The organism is Streptomyces sp. bgisy130, assembly GCF_057708345.1.
Genome location: NZ_JBYISA010000017.1, coordinates 126,574 through 153,293, shown reverse-complemented (window position 1 = coordinate 153,293; position 26,720 = coordinate 126,574). Strand labels below are relative to the sequence as shown.

Below are 26,720 nucleotides of genomic sequence, written 5' to 3'. Positions count from 1 at the left end.
TAGGCGGAATCCGCCGCACGGCCGCCCACAGCCGCGGCCCCCCGCTTCTCCCGCCCCCCTGGCTCACACGGTGCATCCTAAACACGCCGCACCGCCCTGGCCTCAGCGGGACGCCCGGCCCGGACCACCGTGCTGCCACCGCGCCGCCCCTGCTCGTACGTGCGGAACGCGGCCCAGCACACCAGCAGCGCGAGCGCGAACACCGGCAGCCACGCCAGCCGGGCGAGGATCCAGCCGACCCCGTCGGGAAGGGTGTGCAGACCGGGCAGGAACCCACCGGTGAGCAGACCGACCGCGGTGACCGCCATCATCGCGGTCTGGTGCCACAGGAAGAGCGTCATCGCCGAGAGGTTCATCAGCGCCACCGCCGCCCAGACCGCGGGGCGTTGGAGCAGCCGCCGCAGCGGGCCGAGCAGCAGCAGGGCCGCCCCGCACTGCGCGAGACCGAAGGTGGCCGCCGCGAGGGTGGGCGGGTTGAGGTTGGAGACGGCGGCACCGGGCACCCCGACCATGGCGGCCGGGTAGCCGGCCCACAGGACGAGTGCGGCAGTGGTGGCGCCGCCGCCGAGCAGCAGCACCCATGCCGTCGCCCGGCTGCGCAGCCCGCCCCGGGCCCAGGCCGCGCCCAGGCAGTACGGCACCAGCCAGCCGGCCGCCACATTGATCCAGCCGAGCCAGTCCGGGCCGCCGAGCCCGAACCGGATCAGATCGATGTGCAGGACGACGGCGAGCGGCCACAGCGGATGCAACCGCGCGACCAGCGGAGTCGCGGCCGCCAGCGCGGCGAAGACCAGCAGGAACCAGAGCGGGGAGAGCGCCAGTTTGCCCAGCGCGTAGACCGTGTCCAGACCGGCCCCGGCGATGAGCAGCGCGCCCGCCACCACGCTCCAGACGACCAGCATGGCCACCACCGGCCGGAACAGCCGGGCCGTCCGAGCGCCGAGCCACCGGCGGTAGGTTCCGCCCCGGGCACGGGCGGCGGCATGGCTCTTCGCCGCCATCTGACCGCCCACCAGAAAGAAGACGGCCAGGGTCTGGAGAAGCCAGGAGACCGGGGTGAGGTGGGGCAGCTGTTGGAGGGGGCTGGCGGCCCGCACCGTGCCGCTGTCGGCGACCAGGGCGGTCACCAGCCAGTGTCCGAGCATCACCCCGAGAATGGCGAGCGCACGCAGGGCGTCGACGCCGCGGTCACGGTCGGCCGGTGTCGCGGCGGCGATCCGCCGGATGAGCTCACGCATCGCTGCGCTCCTCGGAAGGGGCCCGGCCGGACACGATCCGGGCGAGGTTCCGCAGGGACACGGAACCGGGCTCGAGGTAGTCGCTGTGGCCTCCGGGGCCCGCCGCGAAGACCCGGGCGCCGAACTCGGGCGTGACCGGGTCGGCGCCCAACCCGAGGGTGCCGAAGGGGAGTTGCAGCTGCCCGTGCGGCACATCGGCGATCCAGTCGTCCTCGCCCCGGCCGGCCCATACGGTCGCCGGGGTGCGCAGCGCGGAGACGTTCCCGACCCCCGCGCCGGGGCTGCCGAACAGCACCAGGTCCGCGACATCCAGCCCCGGCGCGGCCCGGCCGCAGACCACGGCTCCGTACGAATGGCAGAGCACGGAGAGCCGCGCCGTGGGACGGAGCTTCGCCACGGCACCGACGAAGGCGCGGAGCCCGGGAGCGGCCTCCGCCGCACGGCCGGGGGTGAGCACATCGGGACTCACCGTGCTCGGCGTCCGGTACCCGGCCCAGGCGAGGACGGCGGACCGGCCGCCCAACTCCTTCCGGAGCGCCACCGCGCCGGACCGCAGACGCTCGTACCTGTCGAGGTGGGTGTCCGAACCCGGCACCAGTACGGCGATCCGCTCGGCCCGTGCCAGGTCGCCGAAGACCTCGGTGGTACGGCCTCCGTCGCGGCCGTCGAAGAACAGGAACTGCCGCTCCGGGCCGGCCATACCGCGCAGAACCTCGGCCCGCGCCCGGTCGCCGTGGCCCTCGGCCATCCGCTCCGCCGCGCGGATGCCCTCGCGGTTGACGGCGTAGCGCTCGGCGAGCGCGCCGGGGGCGGCGGACCGCAGCGGAGCGAGGGCCTTGGGGGCGGGTGCCGGGACGGCCGCGGGGCGGGCCGCACCCGAGACGGGCACCACTACCGCGGTGACGACGAAAGCGGCGAGGAGAGTGCGCAGCGGACGGCTGCCGCGCGGGCGGGACGCCATGATGAATGGTCCTTCCGTACCGGAAGCCGGTCGTGCTTCCGGTACCGAAGCTATGGAGCAGGGCACTTGGTCGACGTCCCGCCGGGGAGCGCACTTCCGGACTGGCTCTCAGGTAGCAGGGGTAGGGGGCGGGGCGGCGGTGGGCGGCGCGATGCTGTCCGGTGGGTGAACGTCATCTCCATCCAGGAGCTGAGCGTCTGAGCGTTCCGTGTGCGGAGACGGGCGGACATCCGCCCCCGTGCCGGGGGATTCTGCTGACCCGACACCGTTGGAAACGGCTCGGTGACCGTCACCCGTACTGCGGAGACCGCCGGCGGTCATAAAGGTCGAGTGGAGGAGCACCACACCCGATGTCCATGACCACGCCGCCCCCGCTGGCCGGTGAGCGCGCCGGCCGGCAGCTGCCGACCCGTCCGGAGCGCAACGGCCAGGAGTTACTGAGCATTTCGGCGAATGACCTGTCCGGCTGCCGCTTTCTGATTTCGCCGCTCCTGGAGGTGCTGGCGGCGGCGGAGGCGCTGTGCGGACCGTATCCGGCGCTGCGTGGCTGGCGCCGTCGCATCCCCCAGTTCGGGCAGCGGCACGCGCTCAACTTCCCCCAGGCCGTGGTACAGCGCGGGATCCGCCTGGTGACAGCGCAGTTACTCCGCCAGCAGGTGGGAGCGGTGAGCCGTTCGGAGACCGACTTCACGGTCCTCGGGCCGCTGGCGGAGTCGACGCGGGAATTCTTCCAGGAATGCCTGCTCGGCGACTGGCCCCGGATCAGGACCGCGCTGGAGTCCGATGTCGCGCTACGCGCCCACAACCTGGCCTCGTGCGGCGTCCGGCGGGTCGTGGAGAGCCTGCCCGGCCTCACCGTGCGCGAGGCCCGAAGCGGTCCGGCGGGCGTCGAGCGCGGGCTGATCCTGGTGCCCTCGGTACATGTCCTGACCCCCGTCGGTTCGGCGCTGATCACCGCTCAATTCACCGCAGAACCAAACATGGCTCCACAGCTGCTTTGACGTTCCCGGCGCCCGCGTTCAGGGTGCGGTCAGCAGCGCTTGCCGGATGATTTTGACTCTGTCTCAAATACATGGACAGCGTGAAATGGCCGGAGTTGACTGCCTCCGAAGCGCCGAACTCGTCATCCGGCTGTGCGTTGCATGGAAACCTCCTCCGCCAGCGGTGAGGGTATTCCCACAAGGAGCGTAAATGACTGTCGAAGCTGCTACCGGGACCAGCTGGACCATCAGTCCAGAGTTTGTGTTCACGGATGCGGAGCGCGAAGCCCTGGAATCGTCGCTCGACAACATCACCGCGAACCCCTACCGCCTCTATGACGCCCATCGCTACCAGGTGGGACAGCTCATCGCCAACGGCCTGATCCCGGAACGCTTCCGGACCTACGTCGACTCGCTGGCCGCCCGCGACCGCGGCGCCGAGCCCGTAGTGGTCCTGAAGAACGTCCCCTACGACCACGAGGTCCCCATATTCGACTTCGACCAGCCCGTACGCTCCAAGTACGAGCTGAAGAAGACCTTCATCGCCGAGGGATTCCTCGCGCTGTTCGCCCAGTTGGCCAACACCCCGGCCATCGGATACGTCAATGTCAACGACGGCGATGTCTTCCAGGACATCTACCCGCAGCGGCACCTACAGAGCAGCCAGTCGCAAAAGGCACTGAAGCAGATTCATTTTCACAAGGACCTGGCAAATCACTTCGTGCGGCCCGACCAGGTGTACATGGTCGGTATGCGCAGCAATCCCGTGAACGAGGTCTACACCTCGTTCGCCCGGAACATCGATGTCATCGCCGCCTTCACCGAGGAAGAGCTGGCGCTGCTGCGCTCCCACGAGTTCTACACGCCCTTTGACGATCTGAGCACGATGGGCGGCGGCCGGGTCGAGCTCGGCGAGGCCGACCAGCACCCGGTCATCGGTGGCGGGGGCCCGGAGGACCTGCGCTTCTTCGAGAACCGGACGGTGGGGGTCACCGAGGCCGCCAAGGCCCTCGTCCCCAAGGTCGCCGCAACCCTGCACGCCCTCAAGCAGCGGGTCTTCATCGAGCCCGGCGATTTCGTGATCACCTACAACAACCACACGATCCACGCCAAGGAGGTCGTCAAGGTCGGCGACCCCGAGGCGCTCCGGAGTCGCTGGATCATCAAGACGGTGAACGTGGACGACATGACGCCGCACCAGCAGCACCTGGTACCCGGCACCGACCACCTGATCAACGGCTGACTTCCCGGGGGCAGGAGTTCGTATCCTGCGCGGGTGACCCTTCCCGCGCCACGCGCCGCCGCACTGCTCAGCACCGAGACCTGGAGCCCTCGGCCGGGCCCTCCGGAACCCGGGGAGCCGGCGGATCTTTGGCTGACCCGTACCGCTGACCTGCTGTCCGCGGCCGCGGAGCTGGTCCCTTCGGTGCTGAGCCGGGACGAGCTGGACCGCGCTGGGGAGTTCCGGCGCGCGGAGGACCGGAACACCTACCTGGTCACCCATGTCGCGCTGCGGATGCTGCTCGGTGGCCGTCTCGGTGCCGAGCCCGCGCGGGTGCCTCTGGACCGGGCCCCCTGCCCGACGTGCGGCGGCCCGCACGGCCGTCCGGTCGTGCGCGGCAACCCGGTGCACTTCTCGCTCTCCCACGCCGGTCACCTCGGCCTGATCGCGCTCGCGGCGGTGCCGGTCGGGGTCGACATCGAGGCGGTGCCCGCTGCCGGGACCGTCGACGGGGTCGCCACAGCACTGCACCCGGAGGAGGCCGCCGAGTTGACGGCATACCAGGAGGGGGAGCGCGGGGCCGCGTTCGCGCGGGTCTGGGTGCGGAAAGAGGCATATCTCAAGGGCCTGGGAACCGGCCTCGGGCGTGATCCGTCCCTGGATTACCTGGGTACGGCGGCCCACGGGGCCGTGCAGCCGCACGGATGGGAGATCGCAGATGTCGTGGTGGCGGACGGCCATAGAGCGGCCGTAGCCACCCGGGTTTCCGATGCCGGGGAGGGGCCTGTGATCCAAAACACCTACGATTGATCTTCCTCGCGGCCGACTGCTAGCGTTTGAGGATAGCGAGCGCAAAATAGCTTGCGCGCTGGGGGCACACAAGGTCATCACCCGGAAAGCCACCCCGCACTTCTTCCTCTTGCCCTGGCAGGGAAATGACGACACGTGTCGATTCGGCCGCCGGCATCGGCATCAATTCGTGGACGGCATCGCATTCCTGATCAATGGTTAGCCCCAGCCCAAGAGAAGACCGAGAACCGAATGTCGCTGGCAGCAAGTCGGCCGAAAATGATGTCGCGTTCCCGCGGTGTCGTGGCCACCGCATACCTGAGCCTGTTCATGGTGTCCGCGGACAATTCCATCATCAACACCGCGGTACCCCGGATATCGGCGTCCCTGGAGGCGGGCACCCCCGCCGTGCAATTCGCGATCGACGCCTACATGCTGGTCTTCGCCTCCTCGCTGATCATCGCGGGCGGTGCCGTCAACCGCATGGGGGCCCGCCGTTCCTACGCCGTGGGCGTCCTGGTGTTCACGGCCGCCTCGCTGCTGGGAGCCTTCGCGCCCTCGGTGCCCGCCCTGGTGCTGTCTCGCGCGGGCATGGGCATCGGCGCGGCGTTCATCGTGCCGAGCATCTTCGGGCTGTTCGCCGCGGAGTTGACCGAGAGCGGCAGACGGCGCGTGCTGGCGCTGTGGCCGGCGGTCGTCGGTCTCGGCGTGGCCATCGGCCCGGTGCTGGGCGGTCTGCTGCTGACCCGGTTCTGGTACGGCTCGATCTTCCTCATCAATGTGCCGGTCGGGGTGATCGCCCTGATCGGTGCCGCCACCCTCATTCAGCGCAGGGACCCGGTGCCCACCACCGGGCGTCCGGACGTCATCGGGGCGGTGCTGCTGCTGATCGGCGTCGGGGTGTTCGCCTCGGCCATCATCTTCGCCGTCGACGACCGGCTCCCCGGCTGGCTGCGGATCGGCCTGGGTGCCGTCGGTCTGCTGGCACTGACCGGGTACACGGTCCATGAACGGCGCACCGAGCGGCCGCTGTTCGACCTCGGCTACTTCCGGGTGCGGAAGTTCACCGGTGCCGTCGTGGCCATGTCCGGGCTGTTCTTCGCCCTGTTCGGCACGGTGTTCCTGGCCGGCCAGTTCACCCAATACGGCCGGGGCTGGAGCCCCTTGCTGGCCGGTGCCGGACTGCTGCCGCTCGCGGTGGGGCTGACCGCCGCCTCGCTGACCTGCGCCGCGCTCACCGCGCGGGCCGGGGCCAAGGCCGTCGTCGCCACCGGACTCGGCCTCGGCGCCCTCGGCTGTGCGCTCTGCGCCATGGCCACCGCGGACCTGCGGTATCCGCTGCTCGCCGCGGGGCTGTTGTGCTGCGGGCTCGGCATGGGGTCGTCCGTCGGACCCGCGCTGACCCTGATCGTCACCAGTCTGCGACCGGACGACGCGGGCGTCGGATCCTCCGTGAACGCCATGTTCCAGCAGATCTGCGGCGCCGGCGGCGTCGCGGTGATGGGCCTGGTGTTCTCGGCGGGCTACGGCGCGCAGATCGCCTCGGTGCCCGGTCTGCCGGCCGCGGCCACATCGGTCAATGAGGGTTATGACCTGCTCGCCCACGGATCCCGGCAGGCCGCGGCGTGGTTCGCCGACGGGCTGAGCTCGGGTCTGCTCGCTGCCTGGATCACCGGCGCGGCGGTGGCGGCGGTCGCCGCGCTGACCGTCCTGGTGATCCTGCCCGCCACCCCCACGAGTACCTCCGTGACTCCCCGTTCGCGAAAGGTGAACGCCTGATGACTTCGGAAACCGGCGGCATGCTGTACGCCGCGATCGCCGCGCAGGCGAGCGACCGTCCCGAGAAGACCGCCCTGTCCCGCGGCGACCACAGGCTGAGCTACCGCGAACTCGCCACGGCCGTGGACACCCTGGCCACGCGGCTGCACGAGGCCGGTGTGACGGCGGAGAGCGTGGTCGTCATCGACCTGCCGGTCGGCTTCGACACCGTCGTCGCGATGGCCGCGGTCAGCCGGGCCGGCGCGGCCTTCACCCTGCTGGAGCCGGAGCTGCCGGACTCCCGTAAGCAGCTGATCATTGACGACTGCCGCCCGGCCGCGCTGATCACGGAGTCCGGGCTGACGCGCGGCCCCGAGCCGGGTCCGACGCTGGACGAACGGCTGGTCCGGCGCACCTCGCCCGCCGCGTACGTCGGCTACACCTCGGGGTCGACCGGCGTGCCCAAGGGCGCCGTCATCGAGCAGGCCGCCCTGGAGAACCACGTCCGGCGCACCATCGAGTGGTACGGACTGACCTCGGCCGATACCCGACTGCTCTTCTCCTCGATCGCCTTCGACCTCGCGCTCGAACAGATCTGCACCTCCATGATGGCCGGCTGTGAACTCGCCTTCCGGGACGAGGCGTTCGTGTACGGCGGCGCCGAGGACTTCCTGTACCACTGCCGCCGGCTCGGGATCACCGTGCTGAGCCTGCCGACGGGCGTGTTCAACCGCTTCGGCGCCGAACTGGCCGGTGCGGACGGCCAGTTCGCGCCGGATCTTCGGCTGGTGATGGCCGGCGGCGAGGCGCCGACCCAGGGCGCCGTCGCCGCCTGGGCGAACGCCGCGCCGGGCGGCACCCGCGTGGTCAACGGCTACGGCCCGACCGAGACGGCCGTCGTCGTCTGCTACCGGGACCTGCTGCCCGGCGACGCCATCGCGGTCGGTGCGCCGATGGACGGGGTCCGGTTCCGGCTGGCACCGATCGGCGCCGAGGGGAACGCGTCCGAGCTGGTCATCCAAGGCGTCGCGGTGGGCCGTGGCTACCTGGGGCGGGCCGCGTCGTCCTCCGCGTTCGGTCTGCTCGACGGCGAGTGGTCCTATCGCACCGGCGACGTGGCCACCGCCCGGCCCGACGGCGGCTACGAGCTGCACGGCCGCTTCGATGCCCAGGTCAAGGTGAACGGCGGCTTCCGGGTGGAACCCGGTGAGATCGTCTCCCGGCTGCTGGCCGTCGACTTCGTGCTCGACGCGGTGGTCGTGCCGTTCGACGGCGCCGGCAGCCGCCTGCTGGCCGCGTTCGTCCGGCTCGACAGCGGCCGCGCGCCCCACCAGGATCCCGAAGCGGTGCTCGTGCGGCAGCTCGCGGAGTCCCTGCCCGACTACATGGTGCCCTCGCGGGTCACCGTGCTGGACGAGTTCCCGCTGACGTCCCGCGGCAAGGTCGATCAGGCGGCGCTGCTCGACCAAGCGCGGACCCGGCCGGGCGTGGACGCCGAGGAGGACGCCGACCCGGCGGATGTGACCGCACAGCTGCGGCTGGCCTGGCGACACGTTCTGGGCAGCCCGCCCGCGGACGGGTCGACGAGCTTCTTCGCGGCCGGCGGCAACTCGGTCCGGGCGATCGAGCTGATCACCCAGGTGCGCAGCCGGCTGGATGTGCAGCTGCGCGCCGCCGAGCTGTACCGGACGCCCGGGTTCGACGCGCTGGCACGGCTGCTGACCGACCGCCGTGACGGGATCCCGACCGCCCACCACACCACCGGCACCACCCTCGTGCCGATGCGGCCGGCCGGAGCGGACCGGCTGTGGGTCTTCCTGCCGCCGCTGTCCGGCGCGGTCACCCGCTACCTCGCTGTCCCGGCTGCTGCCCGCCGACGACACCGTGTGGGCCATGGAGACCCCGCCCGAACTGTCCGGCAAGGGCATGGCGGCGCTCGCCGACGGTCTCGCCGAGGTCCTGCTGGCCCACGACGTCGACCGGTTCGGCACCATCTGTGTCTCCGGATTCTCGTTGGGCGGGGTGTTCGGCTACGAGGTCGCCCGCCGGCTGCGCGAGCGCTGCGGCGACGCGGTGCGCGCCCTGCTCATCGACCCGCCGGACCCCGGCGCCCACCGTGTGCGGGTACAGGACGCCTTCGACATCTTCGTCCGGGTCGGCTGGTCCATCCCCGTTCCCGCCGAGCGGTTCGTCACCGGGGACGGCGGCTTCGACCTGGCCGCGGTCACCGCGGCGGCCAAGGACGCGGGGACCCTGGCGCGGGACGCGGGCCGGCAGGAGATCGAGGACGCCTGGGCGGTGTACGAATCCAACGCGCGGATCCTCGACGGCCTGGTGCTGAGCCCGCCCGACGGGCTCCCGGTGCGCATCCTCCAGGGCGACACCGGCGGCGCGATCGACTACGCCCGCCGCGGACCGACCGCCGTCACGGTCGACGGGGGCACACCATGGACCCGCGGACAGGCCCTCGGCCAGTGGCGGAACATCCTGCCCGACGACGCCGTGGACCGACTGCCGGTCGATCACTTCGCCCTGCTCGAATCCCCCAACGACGAACTGGTCCGGGACTGGCTCGACGCCCGGGCACAGCACTGACCCGCACCGCGGGCCCTTGACGGGCGCCGGCGCCCGACCTCGCGGAAGAGCGCCGGCCGGCGGTGCGCCGGCGTCCCGGCGGCGGGTCCGGCGCTGACCACGCGGCGTCGCGTGCGAGCCCGGCACGCCGCCGGACTCACCGCCGGACTCACCGCCGGACTCGCCGCCGGACTCGCCGCCGGAATCCGTAGGTGCGCGGGAGGCGTTCGTCCCGGCAATACCGTGGCGCCATGGTGCGTGCCGACCGGCCCCGGGCCGACCGACCGGGCGGACCCGCGGCGCCGGGCCGGCCGCTGGCTCCGCTTCTCGCGGTCTGTGCGGGCTACTTCATGGTCATCCTGGACGTGACCGTCATCAACGTCGCCGTTCCGGTGGTGGGACGGGACCTGTCCGCCTCGCTCACCGGGATCCAGTGGATCACCGACGGCTACACCCTGGTCTTCGCCGGTCTGCTGCTCACCGGCGGCGCGCTGGGGGACCGGCTGGGCAACCGGCGGATCTTCTGCACCGGCGTGGTGGTGTTCACCCTCGCCTCGGCCGGCTGCGGCCTGGCCCCCACCAGCGAGGCCCTGATCGCCGCCCGTCTGGTGGAGGGGCTCGGCGCCGCCCTGATCGTCCCCGGCTCGCTCGCCCTCCTCCAACAGGCCTATCCCGCACCCGCCGAGCGCTCCCGGGCCTTCGGCCTGTGGGGCTCCATGGCGGGCATCGCGGCCTCCGCCGGACCCCTCCTGGGCGGCCTCCTGGTCACCACCGTGGGCTGGCGCTCGGTGTTCTTCATCAACCTGCCCGTCGGATGCGCCTGTCTGTTGCTGACGCTGCGTCATGTCTCCGCTTCGGCCCGGCGTACGGACCGCCCCGTGGACTGGCCGGCCCAGTGCGCGCTCATCGCCACGGTCGCGCTGCTCACCACCGTCCTCAACGAGGCCGGACGCCGGGGCTGGACCGACCCGCTGATCCTCACCGGCGCCGGCCTGTGTCTGCTGTCGGCCGCCGCGTTCGTCCTGCGCGAGCACCTGGCCCGTACCCCCGTGCTGCCGCTGCGCTCCCGCCCGATGAGCGGGGCGGCGGCCATCGGACTCCTCTTCAACTTCGCCTTCTACGGCATGATCTTCACCGCCAGCCTGTACTTCCAGCACCACCGCGGCCTGACCGCGCTGCGCACCGGGCTCGCGCTCTTCCCGGCGGTGGCCATGACCATGTTCGCCTCCGTCCTGTCCGGGCGGCTGGCCCGCCGGACCGGCCACCGCCCGCTCGTGGTCACCGGCATGCTCCTGGGCGCGGCCGGTCTGGCCGGCTGGGCGGCGGCCGGCTCCCGTCCGGACTATCTGCTGCTGGTGGGACCGATGATGGCGGCGGGCTTCGGCACGTCCTTCGCCCTCACCGGAGCGACCGCCACGGTCATGTCGGCGGCCCCGGACGCGTACTCCGGCACGGCCTCCGCGCTGTTCAACACCACCCGCCAGATCGGCAGCGCGGCAGGCGTCGCGCTGGGCGGCTCCCTGCTGGCCGCCGCGGCCGGCTTCACCACCGGGCTGCGGACGAGCATGGCCATCGGCGCGGCCGCGTATCTGACGGCGGCCGCGCTCGCGTTCTTCTGCGTCCCGCCGAAGGGGCACCGCCCGGCCACCGGCTGACGGGCCGCGGGCCGCGGTGTACGGCCTGCGGTGATATGCCGTGGTATGCACCCAGGACCGGCCGGTCGCGCGGCGAGCGATGAGTTCTCGCCGGCCCGGGAGTCCACCCCTGTAACGGCAGCTTCCGCACCGAAGGGCAGCACCATGAGCACACTGATCGTCACCGCGTTCGTCACCCTGGACGGCGTCATGCAGGCCCCCGGCGGCCCGAACGAGGACGTCGACGCGGGCTTCCCGCACGGCGGCTGGCAGGTCCCGTATGTCGACGAGGAATTCATGGACCTCATGACCGGGGTCTTCGAGGACACCGCCGACCATCTCCTGCTCGGCCGGAAGACCTACGACATCTTCGCCACCTACTGGCCCCGCGTCACCGACCCGGACAACTCGATCGCCGTGAAGCTCAACAGCATGCCCAAGTACGTCGCCTCGCGCACCCGCAGCAGCCTGGAGTGGAACAACTCCCAGCTGCTCGCGGGCGACGCCGCGCAGGCGGTCCCACAGCTCAAGGAGCAGCTCGACGGCGTGCTCATGACCCAGGGCAGCAGCGACCTCATCCGCACCCTCCAGCAGCACGACCTGGTCGACGAGTACCGGCTGCTGATCAACCCGGTCATCCTCGGCACCGGCAAGCGGCTGTTCGCCGAGGGCGCCGCCCCCACCGCCTGGCGGCTCACGGAATCCCGCACCAGCGGCGTGGGCGTCCAGTACTGCGTCTACCAGCGGGCCGGGAAGCCCGAGTACGGCACCTTCGAGCTCGACGAGCAGGACTGAGCACCCGGCCGGGCGCCCGCCCGGCGGCCGGGCCCGGCTGCCGCCGTTGGTGTCAGAGGGGGACGGTGCCTTGCGTGGTGTGTGGAGTGCGGGGGCGGGGGAGGGCAGGGTCGGCGTGGGCACCGGTCCGGTGTCCGGCCGGAGGTCTCCGGACGCCGCCGGCCGGCGGGCCGCGCGGCCGGAACACCCCGGGCCGATGTCCGCACCCGGCCGGGCGGTGCGCGGCCGGAGCCCTGACCAGTGGAGCGCGAGGCGAAGGGCGTGTGTCGTGGGTGTCGGTTTCGCAGAAGAGTCGGCGTCGGTGACGGTAGCGGCGTCGGCGGTGCCGGAGCGTGTGGTGCTGGCCGCCCGGCCGCAGGCGGCGCTGCGCTTGTATTGCGTGCCGCCCGCCGGGGCCGGCCCGGACTGCTATCTGCGCTGGGCGCCGTTGCTGCCGCCCTGGATCGAGCCGTGCTCCGTGGCACTGCCCGGCCGCGGCAGCCGCGCCGCGGAACCCTCGCTGACCGACCCCGCGTATCTGAGCGCCCGGCTCGCCGCGGTGCTGGACGACTGGACCGACCCCCGGCCGTTCGCGGTCTTCGGACACAGCGCGGGCGCCCTGCTGGCCTACGAGGCGACCCGCCATCTGCGGCGCACCCACGGCCGGCTGCCGTCACTGCTGGCAGTGTCCTCGCTGTCCGCGCCGCATATCGACGCCTACAGCGCCGGCCTGCCGCCCCGGCTGACCGCCGGGCTGGAAGGCATCCGCGAACTCGTCGGCCCGATCCCCGACCAACTGCTCGCCGACGCCCGCCTGATGGCCGCGGCCTGCACCCCCCTGCTGGCCGACTGTCTGCTGCTGCTGCACTACCGGCACCGCCCCGAGCCGCCGCTCGACGTGCCGCTGGCCCTCTACGGCGGTGAACACGACCCCGTCACCAGCGTGCCGGACCTCCAGGCCTGGAACGACCTGGTCACCACACCGGCCCCGGTCCAGCTCTTCCCCGGCGGGCACACCTACCTCCAGACGGAGACGAAAGCCCTGGTCGACCTGCTCGCCGACACCCTCGACCCGGCCCGGCACCGCCCCGTGGCGACGGCGTGACGGCCGCCGCGACGGCCCGCACACCGGCCGCACCCGTACGCCGGGGGGCAGCGGCCGCCGTGGTGTGCCTCGGACTCTTCATGCTGGGCCTGGATCTGACGGTCCTCAATGTCGCGGTGCCCGACCTTCAGGGCGGCCTCGACACCTCCACCGCGCAGGTCCAGTGGATCGTCGACGGCTACGCCCTGGTCCTGGGCGGCACGGTGCTGGCCGTGGGTGCCTTCACCGACGCCTGGGGCCGGCGGCGTTCCTTCGTCTGCGGGGTGGCGGTCTGCGCGGGCGCCTCGCTGGGCGGTGCGGTGTCCGCGGAGCCGTGGCAGGTGATCACCGCGCGCTGCACCATGGGCGCCGGGGCCGCGCTGCTGATGCCGGCGACGCTGGCGGTCCTCCACCATCTGTTCCCCGAGGCCCGGTTGCGCAGCCGGGCGATCGCCGCCTGGGCCGCGGTCGGCGGCATGGGCGGCCTGTGCGGTCCGGTCATCGGCGGCTGGCTGGTGGAGCACTTCTCCTGGCGCGCCGCCTTCTGGATCAACCTGCCGCTCGCCGCCGTCATCATCGTCCTGGCCCTGCTCCTGGTGCCCGAGTCCCATGCCCGGCGGCGCGCCGGCTTCGATGTGCCCGGTGCCGCGCTGTCCGCCGCGGGCCTGCTGGTCCTGGTGTGGTCCATCACCGAGAGCCCGCACCGCGGCTGGACCAGTCCGGCCGCGCTGACCGGGTTCGCCGCCGCCGCGCTGCTGCTGGCCGCGTTCGTCCGCCGGCAGCTGCACACGCCCGCGCCGATGCTCCCGCTGTCCCTGCTGCGGGTGCCGGCCATCGGGGTGGCCGCGGTGGCGCTGGCGCTGATGTCCTTCGCCATGTTCGGCGCGCTGTTCGTGCTGACCCTCTACCTCCAGGGGGTGCTGGGCTTCAGCCCCTGGCAGGCCGGGTTGCGGACGCTGCCGCTGCCGGCCGGGCTGGCGCTCGGCGCGGGGTGCGCGGTGCCGGTACGGGCGCGGCTGGGCGGCCGGGTCCCCGTCGTGGGCGGACTGGCCCTGGTGACGGTCGGCTTCGCGATCCTGGCGACCACCACCCCGGACTCCGACTACCCGCACTGCGCGGCCTTCCAGCTGGTGGCGGGCTTCGGCGCCGGACTGGTGGCCGCCGCGGCGACCGAATCGGTGATGGGCTCGGTCGCCACCGAAAGAGCCGGACTCGGCTCGGCCATCAACGACGCGACCCGCCAGGTCGGTTCCGCCCTCGGGGTGGCGGTCCAGGGCTCCCTGCTCGCGGCCGTCTTCACCTCCCGGCTCACCGCCTCCCTCACCGATCTGCACGCCCCCGCGCCGGTGGCCGCCGCGGCCCGGCACAGCATGCTGTCGGTCCCCGCGCAGGCGATGCGGCTGCCCGGCCCGCTGCGCAGCAGTGTGCTGGCCGCCGCGCGACGCGCCTTCACGGACGCCATGACGCTCACCGCCGTCGTCGCCGGAGCCGTCACCCTGCTCACCGCCGCGGCCGCCGCCCGCTGGCTCGGCCGGCCGGACCGCCCGGACGGCGCGCCCCGGGCCGGCGGCGCCCGGCTCCACGGACCGCAGCCGGCGCCCAGGGAAGAGCAGCGTCCGGCGCTATAGAGCGATAAGTCACTCGTTCAGAGGTGCCTTCATGACCCTGGCCGGAGGAAACGGTCGGCGACAGTAGAGCGCGAGCCCGACCCCTGCGCACCGGCCCCCGGTGCCGGCCGCCCCCGCCCGCCTGGAGCCACGATGCACACCCCGTCCGCACCCGCACCTCCCACGGTGCCCCGGGCTCCTTCCGCGTGGCCTCGCAGCGCCTGTCGGAAGCGACCTTCCGCCTCCGCACAGCGCCCCGCCCGCGGCGGCCGGCACCACCACCCCAACCGAAGGAGTCACCCGTGCCCACCAGTGCAGAGCTGATCACCAGCACCCTCACCGAGACCTTCGACCTCGACCCGGCCGAGGTCACCCCCGAGCGCACCTTCGAGGAACTCGGCCTGGACTCCCTCGCGCTGGTCGAGATGGGCCTGATGCTTCAGGAGCGCACCGGGATCTCGCTGGACGACGTTCCGCTGCGGACGACCCTCGGCGAACTCGCCGCGCTGATCGACAGCGGTACGGCCGCGCAGGCCCTGACCACCGCGCCGAACAGCGGCAGCTGATGCCCGGTCAGTGCCCGGACGCCGCCGTCACCGGTCTGGGCGTCATCAGCCCGGCCGGGATCGGCGCCCGGGCCACCTGGGACACCCTGCTCACCGGCCGGTCCACCGCCGCCCGGGACCCGGGGCTGGCGGGGCTGCCGGTGGACATCTCCTGCCAGGTGCCCGACTTCGACACCGCGCGCCTGGTCGGCCGGAAAGCCGCCTGGCGGCTGGACCGCTTCGTCGCCATGGCGCTGCTCGCCGCCCGGCACGCCGTCGCCGACGCCGGTCTCGACCCCACCGAGTGGGACGCCTCACGGGTCGGCGTGGTCATCGGCACCGGCACCGGGAGCATGGAGCGCTACGTCCCCGAGTTCGCCAAGCTCGCGGCCGGCCGCCCGCTGGACATCTCGCCCCTCGCCATCACCCGCAGCGTGCCCAACATGGCCGCCGCCGAAATCGCCCTCGACCTGACGGCCACCGGGCCCAACTTCGCCGTCTCCACCGCCTGCGCCTCCGGCAGCAGCGCCCTCGGCGTCGCCCGTGACCTGCTGCGCGCCGGGACCTGCGACCTCGTGCTGGCCGGCGGCGCGGAATCCGCCCGCCACCCCATCCCCGCCGCCTGCTTCCACCGCATGGGTGCCCTGTCCCGGCGTACGGACGACCCCGCGGGCGCCGGCCGTCCCTTCGACGCCGCACGCGACGGTTTCGTCCTCTCCGAAGGCGCCGCCGTGCTGGTCCTGGAACGCCCGGAGCACGCCCGCGCCCGCGGTGCACGCTCGCGCGCGCAGCTGGTGGGCTACGGGGCGAGCTGCGACGCCTACCACTACGCCGCCCCCGACCCCGAGGGCCGGGGCGCCGCGGCCGCCCTCACCGCGGCCCTGGCCGACGCCGGTCTGGCGCCCCGGGACATCGACCACATCAATGCGCACGGCACCGGCACCCGCCTGAACGACCTGGCCGAAGCCCGGGCCCTGCGCGCCGTCTTCCCCGAGCCGCCCGCCGTCACCTCCCTCAAGGGCGCGCTCGGCCATGCCATCGGAGCGGCGGGTGCCATCGAGGCGGCCGTCACGGTCCTGAGCCTCCAGAACGGCACCATCCCGCCCACCGCCAACCACGAGGACCCCGACCTCGATATCGACCTGGACATCGTGGCCAAGGCGCCTCGCCGCACGCCCCTGTCCGCCGCCGCCAGCACGTCCTTCGGCTTCGGCGGCCAGAACGCCGCCCTCGTCTTCCGGTCCGCCTGACCCGCGGACCGGGCCGCGCACGGCCACCGTGCCGCACCCCGTCGCACCGGGCGGGCGGCGCTTCCGGAACCGGTACGCGGCCCACCGCCGACCTCCGCCGACCGACGCGACGAGAGGAACCACCATGCGCCGTCGTACCGGGGCCACCGCGCCCCGCACGCCGCGCGATACCGGCCCGCCGCCGGCCGGTGCGCGGCCCGGGACGGCCGTACCGCACCGTGCTGACACCTGCTCAGCCGGTCTCGGAGCGGACACCGTCGACGCGGATGTGCCGGCCGCCGTGGGACGGATGCTCGTCGGCGTCCTCGGAGAACAGGTCGCGCGGGCGGCCGGGATCGAGCGCACCTTCGCACGCGATGTCGCCGCCCGGGTCGCCGGCTTCACCCTGGACGGCGGCAAGCGCACCCGCTCCCAGTTTCTGTGGTGGGGGCTGCGGTCCTGCCAGGACCGGCCGGGCGCCGGTGACGTGGAGACGGCGCTCCGGGTGGCCGCCGCCGTCGAACTCCTCCAGACGTGTGCGCTCATCCACGACGACACCATGGACCGGTCACCGCTGCGCCGCGGCCGCCCCGCGGTCCATGCCGCGTTCGCCGGCCAGTACGCGACGCCGGACACCGCGGAAGCGGCCGGCCGGTTCGGCACCGCCGCCGCCGTCCTCACCGGCGATCTCGCCCTCGCCTGGGCGGATGACACGGTCGCCGGTCTCGAACTGGGCGCGCAGGCCGGTCCGCGGGTGCGGCACCTCTGGCGGGCGATGCGGATGGAGATGGTGGCCGGCCAGTACCTCGACCTGTACGGCCAGATCGCCGGCGCCCGTTCCGTGGCGCTGGCCGTCCGCACCGCGTACCTCAAGAGCGCGCGGTACTCGGTGGAGCGGCCGCTGGCCCTCGGCGCGGCGCTGGCCGGGGCCGATGAGCCCACCACCCGCGCCCTGAGTGCCGCCGGCCGCTGTGCCGGGGTGGCCTTCCAGTTCCAGGACGACCTGATGGGGGTGTTCGGGGACCAGGAGCGGACCGGCAAACCGTCCGGCGGCGACATCCGGGAAGGCAAGCACACCTATCTGCTCGCGGTCGGCCGGGCCCGCGCCGTGCAGCGCCGCGACCGGGCGGCCCTCGCGCTCCTCGACCGCTGTGTCGGCGACAGCGGGCTGGACGCCGCGGACCTGGCGCGGGTGCGCGCCGTCCTCGTCGCCACCGGCGCCCCCGGCCTCGTCGAACGGCGCATCCACCGGCTGGTCGCCCGCAGCATCCGCCATCTGGCCGCGGCCGCCCCGGAACCCGCCGCGGCCGCCCGGCTGCGCGGCCTCTTCGCCTCCGTCGCCGGTCTCCGCACCGCCACCGGCCACCCGGGCCCGGCGGCACGAACCGGCAGCGCATCCGGGCCCGTTCCCGCCCCGGTCGCCGAAAGGGGCACCGTATGAGAACCGTCAAGGGCCCCACCGACCATGTGGTGGTGGTCGGCGCCGGTCTCTCCGGACTGGCCGCCGCGCTGCATCTGCTCGGCGCCGGACGGCAGGTGACGGTCGTCGAGCGGGCGGCGCTGCCCGGCGGCCGGGCCGGCCGCATCGAAAGCCGTGGCTACCACCTCGACACCGGACCGACCGTGCTGACCATGCCGGACCTCATCGACGAGGCGTTCGCCGCGGTCGGCGAGCGTCTCACCGACCGGGTGGAACTGCGGCCCCTGCACCCCGCCTACCGCGCCCGGTTCGCCGACGGCAGCGAGCTGGACGTCCACACGGACGCGGAGGCCATGGCGGCCGAGGTCGCACGGTTCGCCGGGCCCCGGGCCGCCGACGGCTACCGCCGGCTGCGCCGCTGGCTCCAGCAGCTGTACGACGTCCAGCGCCACCGCTTCATCGACACCAACTTCGACTCACCGCTCCAGCTGATGCACCCGGACCTGGCCCGCCTCGCCGCACTCGGCGGCTTCGGCCGGCTCGACGACCGGATCGGCCGCTTCCTGCCCGACGCCCGGCTGCGCCGGGTCTTCTCCTTCCAGGCGCTGTATGCCGGGGTCCCGCCCGCGCGCGCCCTGGCCGCCTATGCCGTCATCGCCTACATGGACACCGTCGCCGGGGTGTACTTCCCCCGCGGCGGGATGTACGCGCTGCCCCGGGCCATGGCGGACGCGGCCGCCGACGCCGGTGCCGCCTTCCGCTACGGACACCCCGTCACCCGGCTGGAACGCACCGGTGACCGGATCACGGCGGTGGTCACCGCGCAGGAGTGCATCCCCTGCGACGCGGTGGTCCTCACCCCCGATCTGCCGGTCGTCCACCGGCTGCTCGGCCGGCGGCCCCGCCGCCCGGTCCGGCTCCGCCATGCGCCGTCCGCGGTCGTCCTGCACGCCGGCACCGACCGGACCTGGCCGCGGCTGGCGCACCACACACTCTCCTTCGGCGCCGCCTGGGAGCGGACCTTCGAGGAACTCACCCGCACCGGCCGGCTGATGAGCGACCCCTCGCTGCTGCTCACCCGCCCCACCGCCACCGACCCGCAACTCGCCCCGCCGGGGCGGCACTTGCACTACATCCTGGCGCCCTGCCCCAACACGGACACCGGCCCCGGCGCCGGGGAGTGGCGAGACCTCGCCCCCCGGTACCGCGACAGCCTGCTCGCCGTCCTCGAACGCCGGGGGCTCACCGGCATCGGCGCCGCCATCGAGGAGTACCGCATGGTCACCCCGGCCGACTGGACGGCACAGGGGCTCGCCGCCGGAACGCCGTTCTCCGCCGCCCACACCTTCGCGCAGACCGGCCCCTTCCGCCCCCGCAACCTGGTACGCGGCACGGCGAACGCCGTCCTGGCGGGCTGCGGCACCACCCCGGGGGTCGGCGTCCCCACCGTCCTGATCTCCGGCAAGCTCGCCGCGGCCCGGATCACCGGCCTGCGGCCCCCACGTCCCACCGCCGGTTCGTCCCGCCCCGCCACGAGAGGCATCCCGGCATGACCGCACGCGAACTCGACGCCGCCGGCGTCACCGACCCCGGCCTCCGTGAGGCCTACGCGCACTGCCGCCGGCTCAACGCCCGGCACGGCAAGACCTACTTCCTCGCCACCCGGCTGCTGCCCGCGGCCCGCCGGCCGGCCGTACACGCCCTGTACGGCTTCGCCCGCTGGGCCGACGACATCGTCGACGACCCCGCCACCGGCCACACCACCACGGACCGCGCCCAGGCGCTCGACGCCCTCCAGCACCGCCTCGACGACGGCCTGCGGGGCGGCGGGAGCAGCGAACCGGTGGTGCGCGCGGTGGCGCACACGGCAGCGGTGTACGGCATCGACCACCGCCATTTCGCGGACTTCATGGCCTCGATGCGCAGCGATCTGACGGTGACGGACTATCCGGCCTACGCCGATCTGCGGCGCTATATGCACGGCTCCGCCGCGGTGATGGGGCTACAGATGCTGCCGGTGCTCGGCACCGTCGTACCGCAGGAGGAGGCCGTGCCGCACGCCGCGGCCCTCGGCATCGCCTTCCAGCTCACCAACTTCCTGCGCGATGTCGGCGAGGACCTCGACCGGGGCCGCGTCTACCTTCCCGCCGATCTGCTCGCGGCGCACGGCGTCGACCGCGCACTGCTCCGGTGGAGCCGGGACACCGGCCTCCCGGACCCGCGGATCACCGCGGCCCTGAAGGCGGCCGCCGAGCTCACCCGCGGCGTCTACCGCGAGGCGCAACCCGGCCTCGCCATGCTCGACCCGGTCTCCCGCCCTTGTATCCGCACCGCGTTCGTCCTCTACGGCGGCATCCTCGATGCCGTGCACGACGACGGATACGCCGTGCTGCACCGCCGCGCCGTGGTCTCCCGCCGACGCCGCGCGGCCACCGCCCTCGGCGGTCTGGCCCGTCTCGCCGCCACCCGCGTCACCGCCCGGCCGCCCATGGTGCGGCCCGGCCGGGTGCCGCACTACGCGCAGGAGGAAACCCCATGACCCAGGAGGCCCGCCGGGCCCCGCGCCTCCCGCTCCGGCTGCGCCGCCGGCCCGAGCTGTGGGAGCAGCAGCACCCCACCTGGCGCGACGCGAAACCCGCGCGCCTCGCCGACGCCGTCAAGGCCGCCCTCGCCCGCCCGTCCGGCAACTGGTTCGTCCTCGGCGCGGCCCGCGACATCGGCGCGCACCGTGCCTTCGGCCGCACCGTCGCCGGGGTCGAGGTGGTCGCCTGGCGGGACGCCGGCGGCCGCCTGATCGCCGGCCCCGGGGCCTGCCCACACCTCGGCGCACCCCTCGCGCAGGCTCCCGTACGCTGCGGCATCCTCCGCTGCCGGTGGCACGGACTCGCGCTGGACGGCGCCCCGTTCGCCGGCTGGGAGCCGTTCCCCGCCCATGACGACGGGCTGCTGGCCTGGGTACGGCTCGACGAGGCGGGCGGCCAACGCCCGCTGGCGCAGCCCGTGGTGCCCGACCGGCCGCGCCCGGAGGGCGCCGTCGCCGCCGTCTACACCGGCACCGGCCGCTGCGATCCCGAGGACGTGGTCGCCAACCGCCTCGACCCCTGGCACGGTGCCTGGTTCCACCCCTACTCCTTCGTCGACCTCACCGTGCTCGACACCCCCGCGGAGCACGGCGCGGAACGGCCCGACGGCCGCACCGTCCAGGTCTCCTTCAAGGTCGCCGGCCGCGCGGTGGTGCCGGTCACCGCGCGGTTCACCGCCCCCGGGCCCCGTACGGTGGTGATGCGCATCCTGGAGGGCGAAGGGCAGGGATCCGTGGTGGAGACCCATGCCACGCCCCTGGGCCCGGACGACCTGGGACGCCCGCGCACCGCGGTCATCGAGGCGATCGTCGCCACCTCCCGGCGCCCCGGCTTCGCCCTGGCCCGCGCGGCCGCCCCCGCCCTGCGTCCGCTGATGCGGGCCGCCGCCGGCCGGCTGTGGCGGGACGATCTCGCCTACGCCGAACGCCGCTGGCAACTGCGCACCAACGGACGGCATCCGGGCTGACCCAAGACGGCATCCGGGCTGACCCCGGACGGCGGGGTGTCGCCCGGCCCCGTCGGGCCCCGCCCGCGGGCCCGTTCGCCTGACCGGGACGCGTCCCGGTCACCGTTCGCCCCGCCGGGCCGCCCACCGCAGGGCCGCCGACCGCCCCCGGTCCGGCACGGTCCACAGGGTCTGGCCGCGCAGGCCCCAGCGCGCCAACAGCGCGTTCGCCGCGAGGAATCCGGTCGTCGCGGCCCGCTCCATCAGCGCCACCGGGAACCCGGTCCGTACCGTGTCGCCCGCGACCACCACCCGGGGGTCGGGGGTGTGCACGGTGGGCCGGTCGGGGAAGCAGCCCACCGGGAACAGCGGGCAGTCCGCGCGCCACTCATGGCGGCGATCGATGATCCGGACGCCCTGGGTCTCCGGGTAGACGGCGTGCAACTGCTCCACCAGACGGCGCTGTTCCCGTTCCCGGTCGGCTCCCGGGGCGACGGCGTAGGCGTGCAGTTCGAGCACCGAGCCGCCGGTGCGGGCGGACCATCGCGCCGCCTCACCCTCCCAGCGCTCCAGCACGCTGACATTGTCCAGCGACCCGAAACCGCTGGTGCCCAGGAAACCGGGCCGGTCGGCGGCCACCCGCCGCGCCAGCCACAGCCGCGACACCAGGAACGGCGGCGCGGTCCGCAGCCGCCCGATCCGCGCCCGCCAGGCGGCATCCGCCACCCCGGGCGAGGCGGCGACGAGCCGGCGCAGCCCGCCCGGGTCCAGCGCCAGCACCACCGCGTCGAACCGGCGGTCCGCACTCTCCCCGGCGGCGACCCGCAGCCCCCCGCCCGTCACCGGCGCGACCCGCGCCACCTCCGTGCCCGTGCACAACCGGACGCCGTGCCCTTCCAGATACCGGCCGAGGGGCTCCCACAGCGCCTGTGGAAACGGCTCATCGGGCACATCGAACAGCAGCCCCTCACTGGAGCCGAGGAAGTAGATGTGGAACATCAACACCAGCTCCGCGGCGGACAGTTCCCGCGGGTCGGCGAAGAAGCTCCGGGAGAACACCTCGAACGCCAGGTGCCGCGCGGCCTCGGGAAACCGGATACCGGCGAGGAAGTCGGCGGCGCTGACGCGGTCCAGCCGCTGATAGACCTGCGGCACCCGGACGTCCAGCAGCGGCAGCGCGGCGCCGGGGCGCATCCGTCCCAGATCCCGCCAGGTGAAGCTGGGACTGAGCGCCACAAAGCCCAGTGCGCTCCACGGCGGAGTCCGGGGCACCCGAGCGAAGCTGTCCCGCAGGCCCGACCGGTGGTGCAGCGGGTAGTCGGGCAGCCGTCTGAGCATCCCCAGCCCCGGATCGACCCGCCGCAACAGCCCCCTGAGGTTGTAGTACTGGGGAAAGAACGCATGGAACCCGCGGCTCATGGTCGCCGCCGAGCCGTCGGCGAGCCGCACCGGCCAGCCCGCCAGCCGGCCGCCGAGGACCCCGGCCCGCTCGTACAGCGTCACCCGCACCCCGCGCTCGGCCAGTGCGGTCGCGGCGGAAAGGCCCGCGATCCCGCCGCCGATCACCGCCACCTCCGGACCGCCCGCCGCCGCCCGGTCCCGGCCCGGCGGCCCCGGCACCGTCCGGGCCCGCCGGTCACGTCCGCGCCGCGCGGCCCCGCCGTCGTCGCGTCGAGGCGTCACGCCCCCTCCTCGCGGACGCCGGCCGTGGCGGCGACGAAGGTGTGGGTGATGCCGGTCTGCCAGCCGGTCAGCGGCAGGGCCCGCACCTGCCGGAAGCCCGCTCGGCGCAGCCGCCCGGAGAACTCCGCGGCGGTGTCGAACGCGAGGACGCTGCGCCACAGATGGCGGTACAGACCGGCGTCCCCCGCGAGCCGCCCGACCGGCCGCAGGATGCCGGCGCACACCGCCGTCCACACGGCGCGGGGCACCGCCCCGCCGGACAGCGTGTATTCGTGCACGGCCAGCCGCCCGCCCGGCACCAGCGCCTCCCGTACCGCCCCGAGGACCGCGTCCGGGTCCGTGACATTGCGGAAGAGGTACGCGGCGAAGACGGCGTCGAAGCCACCGGCCACCCCGGCCTCGGCCAGGCGTTCCACCGGTGCGTGCACGAAGGAGACCCCGGGCGGCCAGGGCTTGCCGGCGGCGCGCGCCAGCATGCCGGCCGAGGCGTCGACGGCGGTGATCCGGGCGTGCGGGGCGACCGCGAGCAGCGCCGCCGTCGAGGCGCCGGTGCCGCACCCCAGATCCAGCACCCGCAGTCCACGGCCCGCCTCGGGCAGCCCCAACCGCCGGGCGGAACGCCGCAGTTGGCCGTGGTAGCCGGGATTCACCGCGACCAGCCGGTCGTAGCTGCGGGACGCATGGTCGAAGGCGGCGGTCAGTTCGCCGTCGTGCAGCAGGGCCATGGATGTCTCCTCCGGTGACGGGGCGAGAGCGGGCGGGGTCACCGCACGGTGGTGCGGCGGGGCAGCAGCGGGAGTTCGGCGACGGTGCGGAGCATGGGCAGCACCGGGGTGCGCAGGCCGATGCTGACGTCCTCCCACAGACGGGAGCGGCCGTCGAGGAACCGCAGCAGCCGCTCCGTCGGCACCGTGCGGAACAGCCCGGTGAAGAACTCGGCGCCGTCCACCCGGCCGCTGTCCAGCGCACGCAGCAGCACGGCGTCCATCGCCCGGTGCCAGGCGGTGTGCGGGGGAGGGGGCGCCGGGGGGCGGCCGGCCCGCAGCGCGGCCGCGATCAGCGCCGTCTGCCGCTGCACGGAAGCGAAGGTGTATCCGGTCGACGGGCGGGTGGCGCCGCCCGCGGTCCCGATGCGGAACACCGCCCGGCCCACCCGGCGCGGAAAGCGGCCGTCGGTCATCGGGATCGCGCCCTGCTCAACGGCCGTGACCCGGAAGGCACCCAGCCGCAGCACCTGCCCGGTGTAGTGGCGCAGGGCCCGCTCGTAGTCGGCGGTGGCCATCGTCCGGCGGGAGAACTCCGTGTACTCCACCAGCGCCGCACAGTCGTTGAGCGGCAGCACATAGCCGAAGGACAGTCCGTGGCCGGGCTGCGGGGTACGGAAGTCCATCAGATCCGCGGTCGTGGGGTCGAACGCCGGGCGCCGGGTGCGGACGAACCAGCCCCGGAAGTGCTGCTGGAGGGTGGTCCGGGCCGGAGGGAGCCGCCCGGCCGGCCGGGAGTCGAAGGCCCAGCGGGCCCTAAGGGCCACCGGCCGCCCGGCGGCGTCGCGCCCCCGCACCTCGGCCCCGCCGCTGACGTCCCGTACGGACTCCACCGTCGCCTCGGACCGGACCACGGCGTCCTGTCCGGCGAGCCGGGCGGCCACCAGCGCCTCGAAGTCGCGCGACCGCAGCATCTTGTACCGGAAGGGCTCGGGCCGCCCCGCCGTCGCCTCACCGCCGGGCCCGTGCACCCGCAGCCGATCCCATGACGCGGTCAGGGCCCGGTCGAACGCGCCACCCGGCGCCTCCCAGTAACACCAGGTCCGCTCCGGCGGGGTGAGCGGCCCCCGCGGTGCGTCGACCAGCACCACCCGCAGCGGCCGGCCGCCGGCCGCCGGTGCGCACAGCCGGTGGGCGAGCGACAGCCCGGCCGCTCCCGCGCCCACGATGACGGCATCCGCGTCCTGCACGCCCGGTCCTCTCGCCGCCCGATGCCCCCGCGGCGATCTTTCCGCAGTCCCGGGCCGGGAGGCGGCATCCGACGCGCGGAAATCCGGCGGGCGCGTGCGGGCCGCCGCCCCGGTTGCCGTTCCTGTGCGGGCGTCCGCAAGAATCCTCTCCCGACCAATCCAGGTGGCGCACGGCGCCGAATCACCCGTGACCACGTCACGTCCGGAGGTGTCCATGCCCGTCGCAGCCCGCGGCGACCGATCCCCCGCACCGCATACCGGTGCCCTGGAATCCCTGCTCGCCCGCGTCTCCCGCGGCGACCAGTACGCGTTCGAGCATCTCTACACGGCGGTGGCCGGCTCCGTACTGGGCCTGGTGCGCCGGGTGGTACGGGACCCGGCGCAGTCCGAGGAGGTCGCGCAGGAGGTGCTGATCGAGGTGTGGCGCTCCGCGGCCCGCTTCGACGCACGGCAGGGCAGCGCCATGGCCTGGATCATGACACTGGCGCACCGTCGCGCGGTGGACCGGGTGCGCTCCGTCCAGGCGGCGGCCGACCGCGACCACCGGGCCGGCATGGGCGCCTACACCGCGCCCTTCGACGAGGTCAGCGAGCAGGTCGAGCGGCGGCTGGAGCGGGAGCAGGTGCGCCGCTGCCTCCAACAACTCACCGACCTGCAAAGGGAGTCGGTGACGCTCGCCTATTACCGCGGCTACACCTACCGGGAGACCGCCGATCTGCTGGGCGCGGCACTGGGCACGGTCAAGACACGACTGCGGGACGGACTCATCCGGCTCCGCGACTGCCTGGGGGTGTCGGCATGAGCACCGTCGATCTGCACACACTGACCGGCGCCTACGCACTGGGCGCGCTGTCCGAGCAGGAGTCCGCCGAGTTCACCCGCCATCTGGCGCAGTGCCCGGCCTGCACCCAGGAAGTGCGCGAACTCCAGGAGACCGCGGCCCGGCTCGCGCTGGCTGTGGCCGAGGTGCCCCCGGCCGGGCTGCGCACCCGGGTGATGGCCGCCCTGCCCGAGGTCAGGCAGCTGCCGCCGAGGGGACGCCATGCGACGGCGACCGTGGTCCCGCTGCGCCGGGGCACGCGCTACCGGCTGCCCTATCTCGCGGCCGCCGCCTGTCTGGTCGTCGCCGCGCTCGCCGGCGGGCTGGCCGTCCAGGCGCAGAACGAGGCCGACGAGCAGCGGGACCGCAGCGCCCGCGCCGAGCAGCGGGCCGCCGCGGTCAGCGCCCTGATGGCCGCCCCGGACGCCACCTTCCACACCACCGCGCTCAAGGGCGGCGGCAGCGGGACCGTCGTCGCTTCCAAGCGGCGGGGCCAGACCGCCTTCCTCTACCACGGCCTGCCGGCGCTGTCCGGCCAGCGGGTGTACGAACTCTGGTACAGCCGCAACGGTGCGATGGAGCCCGCCGGACTCGTGGAGACCGGCAGCTCCTCCGGCGCGATGCTGCTGACCGGCGGACCCCAGGGCGCGGACGGCGTCGGCGTCACGGCCGAACCCCGGGGCGGCTCCAGCCGGCCGACCACCGCGCCGCTGGCCGTCCTTCGGCTGTGACCTCCGGCCCCCACCGGATCTGACCCCGGCCGCCGGTCCCACCACGGGCCGGCGGCCGGCTCGTGCTGCCCCGGCGCGGAGCCCACCGCACCGCCGCGCGCCGGGCCTTGCGGTCCGGAACACATCCCGACCAATCCGCGCCGCCCCGGGCGCCGAATCCCTCGGTGAGCGGGCCGCCGCACCCCGGAC

22 protein-coding genes are annotated in these 26,720 nt (G+C 74.0%); 17 read left to right on the top strand and 5 right to left on the bottom strand.

The genetic code is table 11. The features are described 5' to 3' along the window. Positions 1–77: 77 nt before the first annotated feature. Both AC3EUV_RS22425 and AC3EUV_RS22420 read right to left on the bottom strand, forming a co-directional pair. Positions 78–1,238 carry an acyltransferase family protein gene (locus AC3EUV_RS22425; RefSeq protein WP_435603710.1) on the bottom strand — a complete coding sequence of 387 codons (1,161 nt, stop codon included), beginning with the start codon at positions 1,236–1,238 and terminating at the stop codon, positions 78–80. Then, entirely contained in the window at positions 1,231–2,199 is a 969-nt protein-coding gene (locus AC3EUV_RS22420) for an alpha/beta hydrolase (RefSeq protein ID WP_435603709.1), read from the bottom strand. The genes AC3EUV_RS22425 and AC3EUV_RS22420 overlap by 8 nt, the downstream gene beginning before the upstream one ends. Before the next feature lie 350 nt (positions 2,200–2,549). On the opposite strand from AC3EUV_RS22420, the gene AC3EUV_RS22415 reads away from it, so the two are divergent. The 15 genes from AC3EUV_RS22415 to AC3EUV_RS22345 all read left to right on the top strand — a co-directional run bounded on the left by AC3EUV_RS22415 (position 2,550) and on the right by AC3EUV_RS22345 (position 21,364). Then, positions 2,550–3,200, top strand: coding sequence for a hypothetical protein (locus tag AC3EUV_RS22415; RefSeq protein ID WP_432142434.1), 651 nt, complete (start codon positions 2,550–2,552; stop codon positions 3,198–3,200). A 190-nt stretch (positions 3,201–3,390) separates the two neighbouring features. After that, positions 3,391–4,422 carry a hypothetical protein gene (locus tag AC3EUV_RS22410; protein ID WP_432142433.1) on the top strand — a complete coding sequence of 344 codons (1,032 nt, stop codon included), beginning with the start codon at positions 3,391–3,393 and terminating at the stop codon, positions 4,420–4,422. Positions 4,423–4,455: 33 nt separating this feature from the next. Next, positions 4,456–5,211: a 4'-phosphopantetheinyl transferase family protein gene (locus tag AC3EUV_RS22405; RefSeq protein ID WP_435603708.1), complete on the top strand. Its 756-nt coding sequence runs from the start codon at positions 4,456–4,458 to the stop codon at positions 5,209–5,211. Between the two features lie 282 nt (positions 5,212–5,493). Continuing rightward, positions 5,494–6,969, top strand: a complete 1,476-nt coding sequence (locus tag AC3EUV_RS22400) for an MFS transporter (RefSeq protein WP_435603707.1) — start codon at positions 5,494–5,496, stop codon at positions 6,967–6,969. Further along, entirely contained in the window at positions 6,969–9,563 is a 2,595-nt protein-coding gene (locus AC3EUV_RS22395) for a non-ribosomal peptide synthetase (protein WP_435603706.1), read from the top strand. Before AC3EUV_RS22400 ends, AC3EUV_RS22395 begins: the two co-directional genes overlap by 1 nt. A 210-nt stretch (positions 9,564–9,773) precedes the next feature. Next, a complete protein-coding gene (locus AC3EUV_RS22390; RefSeq protein WP_435603705.1) occupies positions 9,774–11,177 on the top strand; it encodes an MFS transporter in 1,404 nt (467 codons plus the stop codon). 144 nt (positions 11,178–11,321) lie between these two features. Next, positions 11,322–11,951, top strand: a complete 630-nt coding sequence (locus AC3EUV_RS22385) for a dihydrofolate reductase family protein (RefSeq protein ID WP_432142428.1) — start codon at positions 11,322–11,324, stop codon at positions 11,949–11,951. A 301-nt stretch (positions 11,952–12,252) separates the two neighbouring features. Continuing rightward, entirely contained in the window at positions 12,253–13,035 is a 783-nt protein-coding gene (locus AC3EUV_RS22380) for a thioesterase II family protein (RefSeq protein ID WP_432142427.1), read from the top strand. Beyond that, entirely contained in the window at positions 13,032–14,642 is a 1,611-nt protein-coding gene (locus AC3EUV_RS22375) for an MFS transporter (RefSeq protein WP_432142426.1), read from the top strand. Before AC3EUV_RS22380 ends, AC3EUV_RS22375 begins: the two co-directional genes overlap by 4 nt. Positions 14,643–14,923: 281 nt before the next feature. Continuing rightward, on the top strand, positions 14,924–15,187 hold the full coding sequence (locus AC3EUV_RS22370; RefSeq protein WP_432142425.1) for an acyl carrier protein: 264 nt from the start codon (positions 14,924–14,926) through the stop codon (positions 15,185–15,187). Then, positions 15,187–16,416 (top strand): beta-ketoacyl-[acyl-carrier-protein] synthase family protein, encoded by a 1,230-nt coding sequence (locus AC3EUV_RS22365; protein ID WP_435603704.1) that lies wholly within the window; start codon positions 15,187–15,189, stop codon positions 16,414–16,416. The genes AC3EUV_RS22370 and AC3EUV_RS22365 overlap by 1 nt, the downstream gene beginning before the upstream one ends. A gap of 124 nt (positions 16,417–16,540) precedes the next feature. After that, on the top strand, positions 16,541–17,836 hold the full coding sequence (locus AC3EUV_RS22360) for a polyprenyl synthetase family protein (RefSeq protein WP_432142423.1): 1,296 nt from the start codon (positions 16,541–16,543) through the stop codon (positions 17,834–17,836). Further along, positions 17,833–19,368: a phytoene desaturase family protein gene (gene crtI, locus AC3EUV_RS22355; protein ID WP_432142422.1), complete on the top strand. Its 1,536-nt coding sequence runs from the start codon at positions 17,833–17,835 to the stop codon at positions 19,366–19,368. The genes AC3EUV_RS22360 and crtI overlap by 4 nt, the downstream gene beginning before the upstream one ends. Further along, positions 19,365–20,354 (top strand): phytoene/squalene synthase family protein, encoded by a 990-nt coding sequence (locus tag AC3EUV_RS22350; protein ID WP_432142421.1) that lies wholly within the window; start codon positions 19,365–19,367, stop codon positions 20,352–20,354. The genes crtI and AC3EUV_RS22350 overlap by 4 nt, the downstream gene beginning before the upstream one ends. After that, a complete protein-coding gene (locus AC3EUV_RS22345) occupies positions 20,351–21,364 on the top strand; it encodes a DUF5914 domain-containing protein (RefSeq protein ID WP_432142420.1) in 1,014 nt (337 codons plus the stop codon). Before AC3EUV_RS22350 ends, AC3EUV_RS22345 begins: the two co-directional genes overlap by 4 nt. Before the next feature lie 99 nt (positions 21,365–21,463). Here AC3EUV_RS22345 and AC3EUV_RS22340 read toward each other — a convergent pair whose 3' ends face one another. Genes AC3EUV_RS22340 through AC3EUV_RS22330 form a run of 3 tightly spaced genes read right to left on the bottom strand, consistent with a single transcriptional unit; the run spans position 21,464 to position 24,980 of the window. After that, positions 21,464–23,026, bottom strand: a complete 1,563-nt coding sequence (locus AC3EUV_RS22340) for an FAD-dependent oxidoreductase (RefSeq protein WP_435603703.1) — start codon at positions 23,024–23,026, stop codon at positions 21,464–21,466. Beyond that, positions 23,023–23,751, bottom strand: coding sequence for a class I SAM-dependent methyltransferase (locus AC3EUV_RS22335; protein WP_435603702.1), 729 nt, complete (start codon positions 23,749–23,751; stop codon positions 23,023–23,025). The genes AC3EUV_RS22340 and AC3EUV_RS22335 overlap by 4 nt, the downstream gene beginning before the upstream one ends. A gap of 38 nt (positions 23,752–23,789) precedes the next feature. Further along, positions 23,790–24,980, bottom strand: a complete 1,191-nt coding sequence (locus AC3EUV_RS22330; protein ID WP_435603701.1) for a lycopene cyclase family protein — start codon at positions 24,978–24,980, stop codon at positions 23,790–23,792. 214 nt (positions 24,981–25,194) lie between these two features. On the opposite strand from AC3EUV_RS22330, the gene AC3EUV_RS22325 reads away from it, so the two are divergent. Both AC3EUV_RS22325 and AC3EUV_RS22320 read left to right on the top strand, forming a co-directional pair. Continuing rightward, positions 25,195–25,782, top strand: coding sequence for a sigma-70 family RNA polymerase sigma factor (locus AC3EUV_RS22325; protein WP_432142416.1), 588 nt, complete (start codon positions 25,195–25,197; stop codon positions 25,780–25,782). Then, positions 25,779–26,531 (top strand): anti-sigma factor, encoded by a 753-nt coding sequence (locus AC3EUV_RS22320; RefSeq protein WP_432142415.1) that lies wholly within the window; start codon positions 25,779–25,781, stop codon positions 26,529–26,531. The genes AC3EUV_RS22325 and AC3EUV_RS22320 overlap by 4 nt, the downstream gene beginning before the upstream one ends. Positions 26,532–26,720: the final 189 nt, after the last annotated feature.